The organism is Streptomyces sp. NPDC020884 (assembly GCF_044333935.1).
In the GTDB taxonomy this organism is placed as follows: domain Bacteria; phylum Actinomycetota; class Actinomycetes; order Streptomycetales; family Streptomycetaceae; genus Streptomyces.
This window is the reverse complement of record NZ_JBIRRY010000012.1, coordinates 182,829-199,359: the sequence shown is the minus strand read 5'-3', so window position 1 is coordinate 199,359 and position 16,531 is coordinate 182,829. Positions and strand designations below refer to the sequence as shown.

The following is a 16,531-nucleotide window of genomic DNA, read 5'->3' as shown; positions in this document are numbered from 1 at the left end:
GTGCCCGTTCTCCCGTACATCCCGTCCCCGCATCCGCATCCCGCACCCGGAGGATCCCGTGACCCGCAGTCGACTCGCTCCCGGCACCGGGATTGTCACCGTCCCCGGTGACGGCCCCGTGCTCCGGACCTCCGGAGGGGAGTTCCTGCGCATCGACACCGGCGGAGTCGCCGGTGAAGCCCTGGTGCGCCGGCTGGTGGGGGAGGGGTCGCCGGACGATAGCTCGCATACCGCCGAACTCGCCCGGCTCGTCGAGGCGTTCGAGGCCGGCGGACATGCGGTGTCCGCCCCGCCCCGGGCCCCGCTCGCCGGCCACACCGTTTACGTCCTCGGGGACCCCGTGCTCACCGGCCCTGTGGCGCGATGCGCCGGGGCGGAGGGGGCAGAGGTCCACCGGATCACCCCGGACCGCGTGGCGGAACTGGCCCGGTCGACGGCGGACCACCGCCCCGAGGAGCGCGTCGCTGTGGTGTGGTGCCTCGACTCGCCCGTACCGGAGGGGCTCTGGGACGCGGCGGACCGGCTGCCCGGCCGGCGCATCGCCTGGCTACGGTGCCATCGCGAGGGTGCCCACTGCTGGACCGAACCCCTTGCCGCGGCCCCGGCGGACGTCACGTCCCGTCACATCCGCCTCCGTAGACTCGCCGCCACCGCTGCCCATCGCGAACTCGCCGCGTACTGGGCCGGACACCGCACCCCCGACACGGGACCGCACCCCACGGAGGCCTCCGCCGCGCTGGTCGCCGCGCTGCTCACCGCTGATCTGATCGCCTGGGCCGAAGCTGAAGCTGAAGCTGAAGCCGAAGCCGAAGCCGAAGCCGAAGCCGAAGCCGAAGCGGAAGCCGAAGCGGAAGCCGGAGCCGAAGCGGGAGCGGGAGCCAAAGCCGGAGCGGGCCGGGCCACCGCCCTCCCACTACGCCGTCGTCTGCGCCGGATCGACCTGCGCGACCTCACCGTCACCGAGCACGCCGTGCTCCCCGTCCCGGACGTCGCACCTCTGCCCACGCCGACACCGGTGGGAACGCGGGCCGGGACCGCGAAGGCACGCCGGTGAACACCCGTACCGTCCACGTCTCCACGCCGGACGGCACCGCGCTCGCCACCGACGTGTGCCTCCCGGACGGGGCCCGCCCTCATCCCGCCGTCGTGATCAGAACCCCGTACGGGCGCGGGGCTCACCGCGCCGAGCTGCGCGGATGGGCGGCACACGGATTCGCGGCCCTGGCCCAGGACGTACGCGGCCGCCACGGTTCGGCGGGGGAGTGGCACCCCTACGGGGGGCACGAGGAGACGGACGGCGCGGCCACCGTCGCCTGGGTGCGCGCACAGGCGTGGAGCAACGGAGAGGTGGTCGCCGCAGGCGCTTCCTACGCCGCGCACTGCGCCCTCGTCACCGCACTTGCCGCCCCCGATGAATCCCTCCGGGACGGAGCCCCGGGCGGTCGCCCCACCGGTCCCCCCGGCGCACTTCGGGAGGGAGCCCCCGACGCGGTCATCGCTGCCGTCCCGGCCCTCGGGCTCACGGAGACCGCGCGCGAGCCGGGGGGACCGGAGCGGCTGTGGGCCCGAGCGGGCTGGTGGGCCGCCCACGGTGACCGTCGCGACTCCGACCCGGGCGCGCTGGCACGGGCCCTCGCGAACGACTCCCGGCTGCTGGAGCACCTCCCGATCGCCCGCCTGGCGGAGCGGCTGGCCGAGGGCCTGGGGCGCGAACTGCCGTCCTGGTCCCGGCTGTGGGCCGACCGGGGGCGAGGCCGGCTCGTCGCGCTGGGCTCCGCCGCCCGCATTCCGCTGCTCGCCGTCGGCGGCACCCGTGACCCCTTCGCCGACGACACCGTGGCCCTGTGGCAGGGGTGGGGCGGCCCGTCCCGCCTGCTGCTCGGACCCTGGGGCCACCGCCTCACCGCCGACCCGGCCGCACCGTCCCGCGCGCGGATCAACCTCGGTGCGCTGTACGTACGGTGGGCCCGCGCCGCGCTCGCAGGGCACCTGGAGCCGACACGGCACGGGGTCATCGCCCTGGGCGGCAGCGGCCGCTGGCACAGCACGGAGACAGGGGAAGGGCCGGAGGGGTCGGAGAGGCCGGGAGTGAACCGCCGCCCGACCGCGAGCGCTGGAGGCGACCCGCCCCCGTCACCGGGCAACCATCACCGCCTGCACGCGGACTCCGCCCCGGCCCCGACCCTGGCGCCGACCCCGACCCCGACCCGGACCCCGGCCCCGGCCCCGACCCCAGCCCTCATACCGACCGCAGCCGCCGGTCCCGACCGCACCGTCGCCTGGGCCTTCGGCGCGCCCACCGGTCTGCGGCTGCTCCACGGAGCCGAGTTCAGCGCCGACCCGGACCGTCCCGTGCGCTCCGACGACCTCGCCGTCCCGGCCGGCGGCGACCGCGCCGACCGCTGCCTGCTCCTCTCGCCGCCGCTGCCCCGCCCGCTCGACCTGGCGGGGACCGCCGTCGCCCGGATCAACGTCACGGCCGACACGCCCTGTGCCGACTGGGTCGTACGCCTGACCGCACTCGACCCGTCGGGGCGAGCGGATCCGCTCGCCCTCGGCATCGTCCGGCGCACCGGTCCGCCCGGCGAACCCGCGGACGTCACGGTGCCGCTCGGCACGCTGGGCCGTCGGCTGCCCGCCGGAACCCGGCTGCGGGCCGAGATCGCCGGACACCACTTCCCCGCCCACGCCCGTAATCCGCACACCGGCGAGGACCCGGTCACCGCCACCCGGCTCGCCCCGTCCCGCCGCACCGTGAACCCCCGGGGCAGCGCCCTTCACCTGCCCGTCGTCGCCCGACGCCGCTACGTCGAGCCTGTACCGGAGATCTGCCGTTGACCAGCGCCCTGCCCATCGAAGCCCTCGTCGATCCCGTCAGCGGAATCATCCGCGACGTCGCTCCCGTCGAGCACCCCACCGGTGCGCCGCCCCGGTACACCGCGATGACCGCCGACGTGGCTGACGCCCGACGCCTCGGCGCCTGGCCCGCCGACCGCGTCTCGCTCGGCACCACGTTCGGGGACCCCCGGGGTGCGTGGATCGCCGCGGTGGCCGAGGCCGTCGAACGCTACTGCGGCAATCGCCTCCCGCCGCCGGGCCACGCCCAGGAGCCCCGGCGGGCCACCGCTGCCGAACTGACCGCAGAAGGACACCGCGTCTACGGGCCCGGTGCTCTACCGACGTACGCCCCCTGGCAGTACGGGCGGAAGGGATTCCCGTACGCCGAACTCACCCACGACACACCGGCGCTGTGGACCCGGGCCGTCGAGGGCGGGCAGTCATGCTGGGCGCCCGTCGCACTGACCCACCTCAACTGGCGTCAGGGAGAGCTGCGTTCACTGCCCCGCACCCACCACCTCAACTACGCGGGCATCGCCACCGGGCAGGGCCTCGACGACGCCGTCGAACGCGGGCTCCTCGAAGTCGTCGAGCGCGACGCGCTGGAGCTGTGGTGGCACCTGGACGGCCCCACCCGGGGCATCGACCCGGCAAGCGTTCCCGGACTCACCGAGGACCTGGCCGGCTGCGAGCTGGACGTGCACATCGTGGAGATGCCCTCCGAGTTCGCCCCCTGCGTGGCGGCCCTCGTGCACGATCCGGGGCGGGGCATCTACGCGGCGGGCTTCGCCTGCCGGTACGACCCGGCGGAGGCTGCCCGCAAGGCTGTTCTGGAGGCCGTGCACACGTGGGTGTTCACCCAGGGCGCGGTGGACGCCGACGGCTGGGTGTACCGGGCGGTGGAAGCCGGGATGCTCGCCCGCGGCCTCTACCTCGACCACCGTGCCGATCGGCGCTATCTCGACGACTGCGGGCCCGAGTTCGCCGCGGTACGGGACCTAGGGGCCCATGTCCAGGTCTGGCTGGACGACCGAATGGCCCCCCTCGCACGCCGGTTCACCGAACCGGCCCTGGGCGTCGTCCCGGTCACCGGTATCGCCCCCGGCAGCCGCACCGCGCTGGACGCGGCGCTGGCCGCCGGGGGACACCGGGTGATCACCGCGGACCTCACCACGGAGGACGTCGCCGAGACCAGCCTGCGCGTCGCCCGCGTCCTGGTCTCCGGGCTGATCCCCAACGCCCCGGCGGCGTTCGGCTACTTCGGCTGCCCACGTTTCGCGGACGCGGCGCTTGCCCGGGGCTGGAGGTCCCAACCGCCCACCGGCCCAGGGGGCTTCACCCTCGCCCCGCCGCCGCACATGTAAAGGAGCGTGCCACCATGCCGGAGACCCCGGAGACCCCGGAGACCCCGGAGACCCCGGAGACCCCGGAGACCCCGGAGACCCCGGAGGCCCCGGAGGCCCCGGAGGCCCCGGAGACGGCGGGCCGAGTTGCCGCGCCCGCTTCCGGGACGCGCGCTGTGCTGCCCGATGCGCCTGCTCTCGGGGTGCGTGCCGGGCTGCCCGATGCGTTCGCCGCCGGGGAGTCCGACGCGCGACCTGTCGCGGACGTCTCGAGACCGGCTCCCGCGCTGCTCACCGAGCCCGCTGTGGGGGTGAGTGCCGCGCTGCCCGACGCGTTCGCTGCCGAGATGTCCGACGCGCGACCTGTCGCGGGCGTCTCGGGACCGGCTCCTGCGCCCGCTGTCGGGGTGAGCGCCGCGCTGCCTGGTGCGCCCGCTGTGGGGGTGAGTGCCGCGCTGCCCGACGCGTTCGCCGGCGGGAAGTCCGATGCGCGACCTGTCGCGGGCGTCTCCGGCTCCGCTCCCGCGCTGCTCACCGCTCCCGCTGTCGGGGCGCGAGCCGCGCTGTCCGGCGCGGCCGTCTCCGGGACGGGTGCCGCTCTGTCCGATGCGCCCGATTCCGAGGTCTGGGCCGCGCAGCGCAACGCGGTCGCCGCCGGGAAGTTGGACGCGCGACCTGTCGCAGGCGTCTCCGGACCCGCCTCCGGGACGAGTGCCGCGCTGTCCGATGCGCCCGCCTCCGGGGCCTCCATCGTGCCGCCCGACCTGCCCGTATCCGGGACGCGCGCCGCGCTGCCCGACGCCTCCGATTCCGGGACGCGCGCCGCGCTGTCCGGCGCGGCCGCCTCCGGCACGCGCGCCGCCCTGCCCTCCGAGCCCGCCCCAGGGCCGCCCGACATGCCGCCTCTCGCCCATGTCGCCGGACCGGCCCCCGTGCCGCCAGGCACGCCCTCTCGCGCCGCCGCGCCCGGGTCGGCCCCGGGCGGCGTGGCACTCGGGGCCCGCGCCGGGCGTCCCGCACCGGGCTTCCTGCGCCAGGCGCTGGCGGACGCCCGGTCTCCGCGTGTCCCAGCCCTCTCCCCGTACGTTCCGGAGCGCCCGTTCCCCTGGGACGGATCCGGGCTGCCCTTGGCCGGAACCGGAACCGGAACCGGAGGCGGAGCCGGAGCCACCATCGACCTCGACCGTGTGCTGCGGCTGTCGCTGGCCGTGCCCGCCGGCACGCCGGGCCGACTGCGACCCGTTCCCTCGGCGGGTGCCCTGCACCCGGTGCGGGCCCACCTGCTGCTCGGGCCGGGGTGCTCGCTGCCGCCCGGACGCTACGCCTACGACCCGCGCACCCACCGTGCCCACCCGCGCGGCCCGGCCCCCGACGACACGCCCCCGGGCCTCCTCGTCGTCCTCACCGCGACTGTGTCCCGCACCGTTGCGCACTACGGCCACCGGGCCTGGCCGCTGCTCCTCCTGGACACGGGCCACGCCGCCGTCGCCCTGGCCCTCGCCCTGGCCGGATCCCCGGGCGGCGATGTCCGGGTCTGCCTCGACGCGGACGGCGCTCTGCTCTCCGCCGCCGCCGGGCTGCCCCGTGCCCCGGAGTGGCAGGGCCTCTGGCCCGGCACCGAGCCGGAACTGCCTCTGGCTGCAGTCCGGTGCACACCCCCGGGCGGGCCCGTCGACGCCGTCGACCCGCTGAGCGCCTGGGCCGCCGCGCCCCGAGCTGAGGCTCCTGCCCCGCACCCCGGGGCCGACACCGCCCCACCCCGCCAACTCGCCGCAGCACGGCACCTGCTGGACCACATCGCCCAGGCCCCCGAGCTGCCCGGCGGCACCTGGCACCCGGCCCCGCGCCCCGGGCCCGTGACGGACGCCACCTTGGAGACGCGCCGGAGCGCCGCGCCGGACGATCTGGACCACCCGCCCCGCGCCGACCTGCTCGCCCGGATCCTGGCCACCGCACAGACAGCACGGTCGAACGGACCCGACTGGACCGCAGCGGCCGGCGGTGCCGTCCCGGCCCTGTACGCGACGGCTCCCAGCAGTCGGGACCTCGCCGTCCGCGCTTCCGGCGACGCGCGTCCCACCCTCGCCCGCTGGGCCGCCGGTCAGCAGTGGATCGGCGCCGCAGGTGCGGTGCTCCTCGCCCACGGTTGTCCCGACGACGCCCCGCCGGCGGTCGTCCGCAGCAGCCACCTCGCCGCCGGATACGCGGCCGGCGCGGCCCAGGCCCATGCCGCCGCGCTCGGCCTGCGCTCACGCCCCATCGGTTCCTGGCAGCAGGCCGACCTGGGCTCGGCGCTCGGTGACGCCCCCGGACGCGACTGGATCGTGCACGGCGTGGCCCTCGGGGGCACCCCGGCATCCACCGGGAGCGCACCAGAACCCGCCCCACCCCCGTGACCCCGGGGCCCACCAGCAGCTCCGACGCCCACGGCGGCCGCACCCCCGACGCCCACGCCCCTCGACGCGCACCCGCCCCCGACGCGCACACGCGCCACCCCCGACGCCCACGCCCTCGATGCGCACACGCGCCACCCCCCGACGCCACCCGCAACTCCCGACGACACACCCGCCGCACCGACGGCCCCGCCCGGCGAGGAAGAACGCCCATGATGCTCCACCCCGAACTGCTGCGCGCCGCGTACACCGCGCGCGCTCCGCTCGGCCGCGCCTGCGCACTGCTCGCCGCGGTCACCGCCACCCACCTCGCCCAGGCCGTCCTGCTCGCGCTCACGCTCTCCCGGATCGCCCAGGGGGAGACGGCCGCCCTCGCCCCGCTCCTCACGGCCGTCATCGCCGTCGTTCTCGTGCGCGCCGCCCTCGGTCGTGCCCAGCGCCTGACCGCCGTCACGGCCGGTGCCGCCGTACGGGTGAGACTCCGCGACACCTTGTTGGAACGGCTGGGCGAGCTCGGCCCCACCGCGATCACCGGAGCGCGGGCCGGAGCCGTACGCGCCACGCTGGTGGACGGAGTCGAGGGCGTCGACGCGTACATCTCGCGTTACCTGCCCCAACTCCTCATCACCTGCGCCGTTCCACCGCTGCTGCTCGTCGCCGTCGCCCTCGTCGAGCCGTACGCGGCCCTCGCCCTCGGCCCCGCCCTGCTGCTCGCCCTCTTCGGGCCGCGCTGGTGGGACCGGCTGCTCGCCCGGCGCGGCAAGGAGCACTGGGACTCCTACGAAGCCCTCGCCGCCGACTACCTGGAGGCCCTCCAGGGCATGCCGACGCTGCGCAACGCCGGTGCCGTGGGTCGTGTACGGGAGAGGCTGGAGCGGCGGTCGGACGCCCTGCACCGGAGCACCGTCGCCAAGCTCCGGGTCTCGCTCGTCGACACCGGCCTCACCGACCTGGCCGTCCAGGGCGGCACGGTCGCCGCCGTCCTCGTGGCGTGCTCCTCGGCCGCCACCGGCCGTACCGCGGCCACCGGCACCTACCTCCTGCTCCTCCTGGCCTCCGAATGCTTCCGCCCCGTCCGCGACCTCTCCCGCGAGTGGCACGCGGGCTACCTCGGCGTGTCCGCGGCCGACGGCATCGCCGGCCTGCGCACGGCCGACGCCGCTGTGCCGGACCGGGGCACCGAGGTCGCCGTCCGGGGCAGCGCACCCGAAATCCGCTTCGAGGACGTGCACTTCACCCACCCGGGAAGCGGGCGACCCGCACTCGACGGTGTCAGTTTCACCGCCGCCCCCGGGCGCACCACAGCCGTCGTCGGTCCGTCCGGGGCGGGCAAGTCGACCCTGCTGAGCCTGCTGCTGCGGCAACGGGACCCCGACCGGGGCCGCCTCACTGTCGACGGGACGGACACCGCCGCGTACACCCTCGCCTCGTTGCGCCGGGGTATCGCCGTGGTCTCGCAGGAGACGTACCTCTTCCACGGCACGGTCGCGGAGAACCTGCGGATCGCCCGCCCGGCCGCCACGGAGGAACAACTGCGCGCCGCCGCCCGCACCGCCGGGATCGACCAGGAGATCGCCCGGCTGCCGGACGGTTACGCCACCCTCGTCGGCGAACGCGGCGCCACGCTCTCCGGCGGGCAGCGCCAACGACTCGCCCTCGCGCGGGCGTTGCTGGCGGAGGCCCCGGTCCTGGTCCTGGACGAGGCCACCAGCGCGGTCGACGAACGCGGTCAGGCGCGCATCGTCCGGGAGCTGTCGGCCGCCGGGCGCGGGCGCACCTGCATCGTCGTCGCCCACCGGCTCGACGCCGTACGCCACGCCGACCACATCGTCGTGCTCGACGCCGGCCGTGTCGCCGCGACGGGCGACCACGCGACCCTGCTCGCGGGCGGAGGCGTATACGCCTCGCTCGTCGCGGCCGGGCGCACCGCACAGGAGGAGCGCGCCGCATGACCCCGAGCCCGACCGACCCCGCCGGTCCCGCCGCGTCCGGTCCCACCGTGCCCGGTCCCGCCGCGTCCGGTCCCACCGTGCCTGGCCCCGCCGCGTCCGGTCCCACCGTGCCCGGCCCCGCTGAGGCTGCCGCCCCTGCCGCCCCTGCCGACGACGCCGCAAGCGGCGCCCTGCGCTCGCTGCTCCCGGTCCTCGGCGCGCACCGCACCACCGTGCTGCGCACCTGTCTGGCCGCCCTCCTCGACCAGGCGGCCCTGGTCGCCCTGGTCACCCTCGCCGCGTACACCGTGGGCGCGGCCGTCACGGAGCACCGCCCGCCCACCCCCGGGACCGTCGCCGTGCTGGCCGGACTCGTCCTGCTCCGGGCCCTCGCCACCTGGCGCGAGATGGACCTCTCGCACGACCTCGCCTACCGGGTCCTCGCCCAACTGCGCGTCCGGGTCTTCGACGGACTGGCCCGCAGCGCTCCCGCCCGGATCGCCGGCCGGCGCAGCGGTGACCTGGCGGCCACCGCTCTGGGGGACGTCGAGGCGCTGGAGTTCTTCTACGCCCACGCCATCGCCCAACTCCTCGCCTCCGGCGTGGTCTTCGCCGTGTCGGCCGCCGTCCTCGCGGCTCTCGGCCCCTGGCTGCTGCTCGCCGTCGTGCCCGCCGCGCTGCTGCTGATCTGGTCGCCGCTGCTCGAAGCGCGCGGGCGGGCCGAGCGCGGTGCGCGGACCCGGAGGGCGCTCGCCGAGGTCTCGTCCGAGACCGTGGAGAGCGTCGACGGACTGCGCGAACTCCTGATGGCGGGGGCGCTGAACCGCAGGCGGGCCCGGCTGAGGTCCGCGGGCCGCCGGCTCGCCCGCGCCCAGCGCGCCGAACAGTCCTGGGAGACCGGTGCGGGCGCGGCCCGCGACCTGCTGGTCGTCGCCGCCGTCATCGCGGTCGTGGCGGCCGCCGCCCACGCCGCGTCGGCCGGACGCCTGGACGGGGCCTGGGCCCCGGCCGCCATGGCCCTCGCCCTGGGCGCCCTGGCGCCGGTCGCCGAATCGGCGGCCGCACTCGGCCGGGCGGGGGGCCTGCGTGCCGCCGCGGCCCGCGTCCGGGCCGCCGTGCACGCCCCCGCCGGAGCCCCCGCGGCGGCCGCCCCCCGCCCCGTGCCGTCGGGACCGCTGGGCCTGCGGCTGCGCGGCGTACGGTTCGGTTACGGGGGAGAAGCCGTGCTGGACGGCCTCGATCTGATCGTCCGGCCGGGCGAGACCGTGGCCCTCGTGGGAGCCTCCGGTGCGGGCAAGTCGACCTGCGCCCACCTCCTGGCGAGGTACTGGGACCCCGAGGCGGGCGTCGTGGAGCTGGTGCCCGACGGCCCGGCGCGCCCCGTCGACCTGCGGGATCTCACCGAGGAGGAGCTGCGCGCCGCCGTGTCGGTGGTCGGGCAGGAGGCCCCCCTCTTCCACGGCACCCTCGCCGAGAACCTCCGCCTGGGCGCCCCGGACGCCACGGCCCACGAGCTGGGCGCGGTGGCCCGGATCTGCGGCATCGTCCCCATCGCCGACGCCCTGCCCGACGGGCTGGACACCGCCGTCGGCGAGCGCGGCGCGACGCTGTCCGGTGGCCAGCGTGCCCGGGTGGCCCTGGCCCGCGGGCTGCTGAGCGGGCCGCGGGTACTCGTCCTGGACGAGACGACGGCCCATCTGGACCACCGGGGCGACGCGGAACTGGCACGGGCGCTCGCCGACGACTCCGCCACCCGGACGACCCTGGTCATCGCCCACCGGGCGGCCACCGTCCGCAGGGCCGACCGGATCGCGGTCCTGGACGGCGGGCGCATCGTCGAGGAGGGCACCTGGGACGAGCTGATCGGGGCCGGCGGACCGCTGACCCGCCTTTTCGCAGGCGAGGAGGCGGGAGCTCCTCCCCGAGACCCGTTCCGGGGCGCGGCGCTCAGGGAAGGGGCTGCTCCGCCCAGATGATCTTCCCCCGGGGGGTGTAGCGCGTGCCCCACCGGTGGGCGAGCTGCGCGACGAGGAACAGCCCGCGCCCTCCTTCGTCCGTCGTCCTGGCGTGCCGCAGCCGCGGTGAGGTGTTGCTGGCGTCGGAAACCTCGCAGGTCAGCGCCGACTGGAACAGGAGCCGCAGACGTACCGGCCCCGAGCCGTACCGGATCGCGTTGGTCACCAGCTCGCTGACGATCAGCTCCGTCGTCATCGACAGGTCCGCGAGCCCCCACGCCTCCAGTTGGCGGGAGACCTTGGCCCGGGTCTCCCCGACCGCCGCCGGGTCCACGGGCACCTCCCACGAAACCAGGTGCTCGGGGCTCAGGACGTGCGTCCGGGCCAGGAGCAGGGCGATGTCGTCCGGCTGCGGGACGGGCAGCAGCTCCTTGACCACCGCCGGGCACAGGTCCTCCAGCGGCAGCCCGCCCCGGGACACCGCCCGGCCCAGCCGCGCCATCCCGTTCTCGACGTCCTTGTCGGTGCCCCCGATGAGCCCGTCGGTGTAGAGGCCGAGGAGGCTGCCCTCGGGCAGTTCGATCTCCAGGGACTCGAAGGGCAGTCCGCCGATCCCCAGCGGCGGCCCGGAGGGCAGGTCGGGGAAGCTGACGGCCCCGTCCGGCGTGACGAGCACCGGCGGCGGATGGCCTGCCCGCGCCATCGTGCAGTTGCCGTTCACCGGGTCGTAGACGGCGTACAGGCAGGTGGCCCCCACCACCGTCGTGCCGCCCCGCTCCACCGGGCCGGTCGCGGGCTCCTCCTCGCTGAGCCGCAGGACGAGATCGTCCAGACGGGCCAGCAGCTCGTCCGGGGGAAGATCCATGTCGGCCAGCGTCTGTACGGCGGTGCGCAGCCGGCCCATGGTCGCGGCGGCCCCGATGCCGTGCCCCACGACATCGCCGATGACCAGCCCGACCCGGGCGCCGGACAACGGGATCACATCGAACCAGTCGCCGCCGACCCCGTCCTTCGCGTCCGCCGGGAGGTAGGACGACGCCGCGTCCAGAGCCGTCCCGCCGCGCAGCGTGTGCGGCAGCAGGCTCCGCTGGAGCACCAGCGCCGCGGTGTGCTCCCGGGTGTAGCGGCGGGCGTTGTCCACGCAGACGGCCGCACGGGCCACCAGCTCGCGGGCGGGCGCCACATCGTCCTCGTCGAACGGCACCGTATTCTGCGACCGCATGAAGGTGGTCAGTCCCAGCACGGTGTCGCGCGCCCGCATCGGGACGGAGATCAGCGAGTGCAGCCCGAACTCCCGGAGCCGGGCGGCCCGCGCGGGCTGCTCCACCGTCCACCCGTGGCTGTCCGGGTCGAGCACCGGCAGCAGGACCGGGGCGCCGTCGACGAGGAAGTGCGCGTCGTGCGGCGGCGGCACGAAGTCGACCGCCTCCCCGACCCGTACGACCGCCTCCGGGCACCCCTCCCGCACCGAGCTCATGCCCGCCCGGCGCATGGCCGGCCGCTCGCCCGCGGCCGGCGCGGCCGACCCGGGGCGTTCGCCGCCGAAAGGGGTCTCCAGCAGGTCGACGAAGACGAAGTCGGCGAACCGGGGCACCGCGAAGTCCGCGAGCTCCTGCGCCGTACGCTGTACGTCCAGGGTGCTGCCGATCGCCGCTCCGGCCTCGTTCACCAGCGCGAGCAGCCGGCGCGCGTTCCACCGGTCGGTGACGTCGAGGACCATGTAGCCGATGCCGATCCGCCGGTCCTGGGCGTCGGCCAGCGGGAAGAACGAGCTCGCGTACGCCCGTCGGCGGTGCGGATCGGCCCAGCTCCAGCCCAGGTACTCGTAGTCCGTGATCGCCTCGCCGGTCGACAGGACCTGCCGCATCAACCGCTCGATGGGCGTTGCCAGCGCCCCGGGCAGCACGTCGCTCGGCCGGCGCCCCAGCCGCTGTTCCCGGGGCACGCCCCCGAACCGCTCCAGGGTGTCGTTGAGCCAGAGATAGCGCAGGTCGGGGTCGAGCACCGCCATTCCGACCGGCGACCGGGTGAGGAAGTCGTCGAGCACGGACCCGCTCATCGTCCAGTGCGGTGTGAGCTCCCGCCCGGACACCAGGAAGCCCTCCCGCCCGCAGATCAGGAAGGAGGCCGTGGCCCGTACGTCGATGTCCAGTGACCGGCCGTCCCGGGCCCGCAGCGGGACCAGCCCGCTCCACCCCGACCCGGCCCGGCAGCGGGCGGCCACCGCGGCCGTCCGCGGGGCGTCCGGGGGACCGGTCAGCAGCAGAGCGGCGGACCGGCCGACCACCTCGGCCGCCGGATACCCCAGCAGCGCCTCGGCCCCGCGGGTCCAGCCGATGACCGTGCCGTCCCCGGCGATCACCGCCGCCGCGTCGTCGGTCCTCCGCGCCGGGCCCCGCCCGCCCCCGGGGGGCAGCGGGCCGGGCTCCGCCGGGGAGCCCTCATCGGCGGATGCCATTGCACCTCACCACCCTCTGTAGGTTTCCATGGTCGCGCGTCGCCCCGGTCCGCGCCCGGCGCGCCGGGCGCGGACCGGGGCGCGGGCTGTCCCTCGTTCGGCGGCGTGACGGACCGGGCCGTGCCCGCGTTGGTGGGGGTGACAAGCGGTTGCTTGTCCCCCCGACCCCGCGCTGGACCCGTGTGGGTGGACGGCTCCGGACCCCGACAGGAGGGCCGGAGCCGTTTCCATGTCCCTGCCCGGCATCAGTAGCGGAAGCAGATCTTGCGCTCCTTGAGCCAGTGGCCCAGCCAGTCGCCGAACGGCACGGTGACGCACCACCTGCGGGTGGGCGGCGCCTCGGCCCCCGGAGGCGTCGGCGTGGGCGCCACCGGCGGGGACGGCTGCGCGGACGGCGGGACCGTGGGGGACGGGGTCGGATCCGGCGTGGGCGTCGGCGTGGGTGTCGGGTTGGGCACCGGCCCGGTCGGCGCGGCCATCTCGGTCAGCATCGTCCGGAACACCTTCGAGGACCGCGGATTGCTCTTGCACTGCCAGACGCCGTGCGGGCAGTAGTCCGTGACCGTCTGGTAGAGCGGCTTGTGCCGGTCGATCCACTCCAGCATCCGCCGCATGTACTCGGGGTTGTCGCCGTTGCGGAAGAGCCCCCACTCCGGGAACGAGATGGGCTTGCCGTGCTCGGCGGCGAAGTCGACGTGCTTCTGCAGCCCGTACGGGTCGGTGATCTGGTCGTCGAAGGTCTCGCCGGGAGGCTGGTCGTAGGAGTCCATCCCGATGATGTCGACGACGTCGTCGCCCGGGTAGCACTCGGTCCACGGCACCGCGTCCCGACCCCGGCTCGGGGTGAAGTCGAAGCGGAACTCCTGGCCGGGCACCGCGCGCATCGCCGTGACGATCCGCTCCCAGTACGCCTTCCAGGACGCGGGATCGGGACCGCACCGATGGGTGTACGTGGTGCCGTTCATCTCCCAGCCGAGCACGATCACGGTGTCCGGAACGCCCAGCTCCACCAGGCGCTCCGCGAGCCGTGTGAAGTGCTGGTCGTAGTCTCCGGACGCGCCCGCCCGGAGCAGGGTGGCGACCTCGCCGTCCGGGACCCGCTCCTCGTTGCGCTCCAGCATCGGCACGTTCAGGACGAACATCCGGTCCTGGTCCGCCCGTTTCCAGTCCGCCCAGGCGTCGAGGAAATCGGGTGTGCCCTCGATGTTCACCCACAGATCGCCCGGCAGGTACGTGTGCCCGACCCGCAGCTCCGCCCCGCCGAGCCAGCGCGACAGATCGGCCATCCTGCGGACCCCGGCGGGCCCGTAGTCCAGATACGCGCCGTGCGCCGTGCCGCTCCCCGCCCCCGGCGGTCCGGGCGCGGCACTGTCGACGGAATCGGGGCCCGGCGGTGACTGGCCCGCGATGCCACCACCCGCCAGGAGGCTGAGAGCAGCCGCCGCGATGCACGAAACGATGAGACGGCGCTTTGCCGACATTGCTCCTCCTGGCTGCGATGAATTCCGGCCGGTTGGGGCCTGATAGGGAGAGAGTTTCATCATCATGCACCGCAGGCATGCGCAGGAGTCCATTTATCGTATTCGGCGTTGCGGGCGTGCCGTTCAGGTGAATGTGGGGCCGAACGTGAACGGCAGCGAGCCGACGCGGTTGTCGAAATTCGAATCGACCAGTTCCGGATCCCCCGTGCTCCGCACGACGGGCCGTCGTGCGATCAGTTCCCGGAACAGGGCCGTCATTTCGAGGCGGGCCAGATGCGCTCCCAGGCAGTGGTGCGGGCCCCCGCCGCCGTATCCCAGATGCGGATTCGGCGACCGGGTGATGTCGAAGCGATCCGGATGGGTGAAAACCGCCTCATCGCGATTGGCCGACGCGTAAATGAGGGCGACTTTCTCTCCCGGGAGGAACGTACGGCCGCCCAGTGCGAATTCCTCGGTCACCGTCCTGCGGAACTGGATGATCGGCGTCGAATGCCGCACGATCTCGTCGACGGCGCCGCCGATGTACCGGTCGAAGTCCGACCGCAGCAGCGCCTGCTGCTCCGGATGCCGGTCGAGCAGGTACAGACCGTGCGCGATGGCGTTGCGGGTCGTCTCCACCCCGGCCACCAGCAGCAGCGAGAAGAAGGCCCCCAGCTGCCGCCCGGACAGTGCCTCGCCGTCGATGTCCGCGCGGACGAGCGCCGAGACAAGGTCGTCCTCGGGATGGCGGCGGCGCTCCCGGGCGAGCCGTGCCATGACGCACTGCATCCGGGCCAGGGACGCCAGCCCCCGGCCCGGGATCCGCAGCCGGGCCCGGCCCCGGCGCTCGACGCCGACATGCTCCGAGGCGTGGTCGATCTGGTCCGCGATCCGCACCCGGTACGCCGCCGGGATGCCCATCAGGTCGCAGATCACCTCCAGGGGCAGCCGCGAGGCCGCCGAGGGCATGAAGTCCCGGGGCCGCTCGGCGATCAGCTCGTCCACCAGCCGCCCGGCGAGCCGGCCGATGTTCTCCTCGGCGTCCGCCAGCAGACGCGGGGTGAACCGGCGCGAGATGATCCGGCGCAGCGCCGCGTGCTCGGGCCCGTCCATGTTGACCATCGAGTTCCCGAACAGCGCCTTCGCCCAGCCGGCCGGCTCCGGGGTGGTGACCCCCGGAGCGCTCGCGAACACGTGGGGTGTGCGGCTCGCGGTCATGACGTCGGCATGGCGCACCAGGGCGTGGAACGGCTTGCCGGAAGTGCGCGCGGTACCGGGCCGGGGAGTGAACAGGACCGGCGCGTCCAGCTCCCGCAGCAGGGCGAAGCCCCTGAGCCTCTCGGGGCGCGGCAACCGCCAGAAGGCGGGGTCGGCCAGATCGACGTCCGCCGCGCGCAGCACACGGTCCCCGGACACCTGGTACGGAACGGTCATGCCCATCACCTCCACGGTTCGCCCGCCCATGTTCCGGTCCGGCGGCCGTGCGGAGCCTCCCGACGCGGCCCGTCACGCCCGATGGCCCCGCGCCCTCACGCGTTTGACGGAACGTGACCACCGCCGTGTGCGCCGTACGCCGTACGCACGAGAACTGTTCGGCCACCGTCTCGTTGTCAACATCGCCATCAGCAGCACCTCGGACGAGCTAACGAGAGGCAGGCAGTCATCCCATGAGTCCCACCCCCGCGAAACCGGGCGGCGCCCCCGGTCCGTCCCGCCGGATCGTCCTGCGCGGAGCCTTCACCGCCACCGTCGTGACGGGCACCGCCGTCGCCCTGCTCCCGGTGTTCGACCGCGACCCGGCCGCCGCGGCCCGCCCCGCACCGGGGCCCCGGGCGGCCGGATCCGCGGCCACGACCGAAGAGTTCGCCGAGATGTACCGGGGCCGGGAGATCCGGGGGACGGCGACCGTCGTCGTCCCCGCCGGCGCCCCGGGCGAGGACCGTGCGGCGCTCTCCGCCGAACCGGTCACCGAGATCCGCGTCGACGGCAGGCCGCTGCACGTCATGAGGCGGGCGGACGGCACCTATCTGAGCGACGTCCGGCACTACGAGTCGTACCCGACGCTGCTGGAGACGGCCCGCGCCGCCGTCGACGAGCTCGGCGCCGCCCGACTCTCGCCCCCCGCCGCGCACCGCATGTGAACCAGGAGGACT

General features: G+C 75.3%; 10 protein-coding genes. 7 read left to right on the top strand and 3 right to left on the bottom strand.

Annotated features, from left to right (window positions below; translation table 11 throughout):
- Positions 1-58: 58 nt before the first annotated feature.
- From ACH4UK_RS32640 to ACH4UK_RS32615, 6 genes are all read left to right on the top strand, one after another.
- Positions 59-1,054, top strand: a complete 996-nt coding sequence (locus tag ACH4UK_RS32640) for a hypothetical protein (protein WP_398362188.1) — start codon at positions 59-61, stop codon at positions 1,052-1,054.
- Entirely contained in the window at positions 1,051-2,838 is a 1,788-nt protein-coding gene (locus ACH4UK_RS32635) for a CocE/NonD family hydrolase (RefSeq protein ID WP_398362186.1), read from the top strand. Before ACH4UK_RS32640 ends, ACH4UK_RS32635 begins: the two co-directional genes overlap by 4 nt.
- A complete protein-coding gene (locus tag ACH4UK_RS32630; RefSeq protein ID WP_398362184.1) occupies positions 2,835-4,202 on the top strand; it encodes a YcaO-like family protein in 1,368 nt (455 codons plus the stop codon). The genes ACH4UK_RS32635 and ACH4UK_RS32630 overlap by 4 nt, the downstream gene beginning before the upstream one ends.
- Before the next feature lie 14 nt (positions 4,203-4,216).
- Positions 4,217-6,577, top strand: coding sequence for a hypothetical protein (locus tag ACH4UK_RS32625; protein ID WP_398362182.1), 2,361 nt, complete (start codon positions 4,217-4,219; stop codon positions 6,575-6,577).
- Between the two features lie 209 nt (positions 6,578-6,786).
- Positions 6,787-8,526 carry an ABC transporter ATP-binding protein/permease gene (locus ACH4UK_RS32620; RefSeq protein ID WP_398362180.1) on the top strand — a complete coding sequence of 580 codons (1,740 nt, stop codon included), beginning with the start codon at positions 6,787-6,789 and terminating at the stop codon, positions 8,524-8,526.
- Positions 8,523-10,481 carry an ABC transporter ATP-binding protein gene (locus tag ACH4UK_RS32615; RefSeq protein ID WP_398362178.1) on the top strand — a complete coding sequence of 653 codons (1,959 nt, stop codon included), beginning with the start codon at positions 8,523-8,525 and terminating at the stop codon, positions 10,479-10,481. Before ACH4UK_RS32620 ends, ACH4UK_RS32615 begins: the two co-directional genes overlap by 4 nt.
- Here ACH4UK_RS32615 and ACH4UK_RS32610 read toward each other — a convergent pair.
- The 3 genes from ACH4UK_RS32610 to ACH4UK_RS32600 all read right to left on the bottom strand — a co-directional run bounded on the left by ACH4UK_RS32610 (position 10,453) and on the right by ACH4UK_RS32600 (position 15,812).
- Entirely contained in the window at positions 10,453-12,918 is a 2,466-nt protein-coding gene (locus ACH4UK_RS32610; protein WP_398362176.1) for a SpoIIE family protein phosphatase, read from the bottom strand. The two genes, ACH4UK_RS32615 and ACH4UK_RS32610, sit on opposite strands and share 29 nt — an antisense overlap.
- Positions 12,919-13,163: 245 nt before the next feature.
- Positions 13,164-14,399, bottom strand: a complete 1,236-nt coding sequence (locus ACH4UK_RS32605) for a glycoside hydrolase family 26 protein (RefSeq protein ID WP_398362174.1) — start codon at positions 14,397-14,399, stop codon at positions 13,164-13,166.
- Between the two features lie 123 nt (positions 14,400-14,522).
- Positions 14,523-15,812 carry a cytochrome P450 gene (locus ACH4UK_RS32600; RefSeq protein WP_398362172.1) on the bottom strand — a complete coding sequence of 430 codons (1,290 nt, stop codon included), beginning with the start codon at positions 15,810-15,812 and terminating at the stop codon, positions 14,523-14,525.
- A 233-nt stretch (positions 15,813-16,045) separates the two neighbouring features.
- Between ACH4UK_RS32600 and ACH4UK_RS32595 the strand changes: the two genes are divergently transcribed.
- Entirely contained in the window at positions 16,046-16,519 is a 474-nt protein-coding gene (locus tag ACH4UK_RS32595; RefSeq protein WP_398362170.1) for a tyrosinase family oxidase copper chaperone, read from the top strand.
- Positions 16,520-16,531 lie beyond the last annotated feature (12 nt).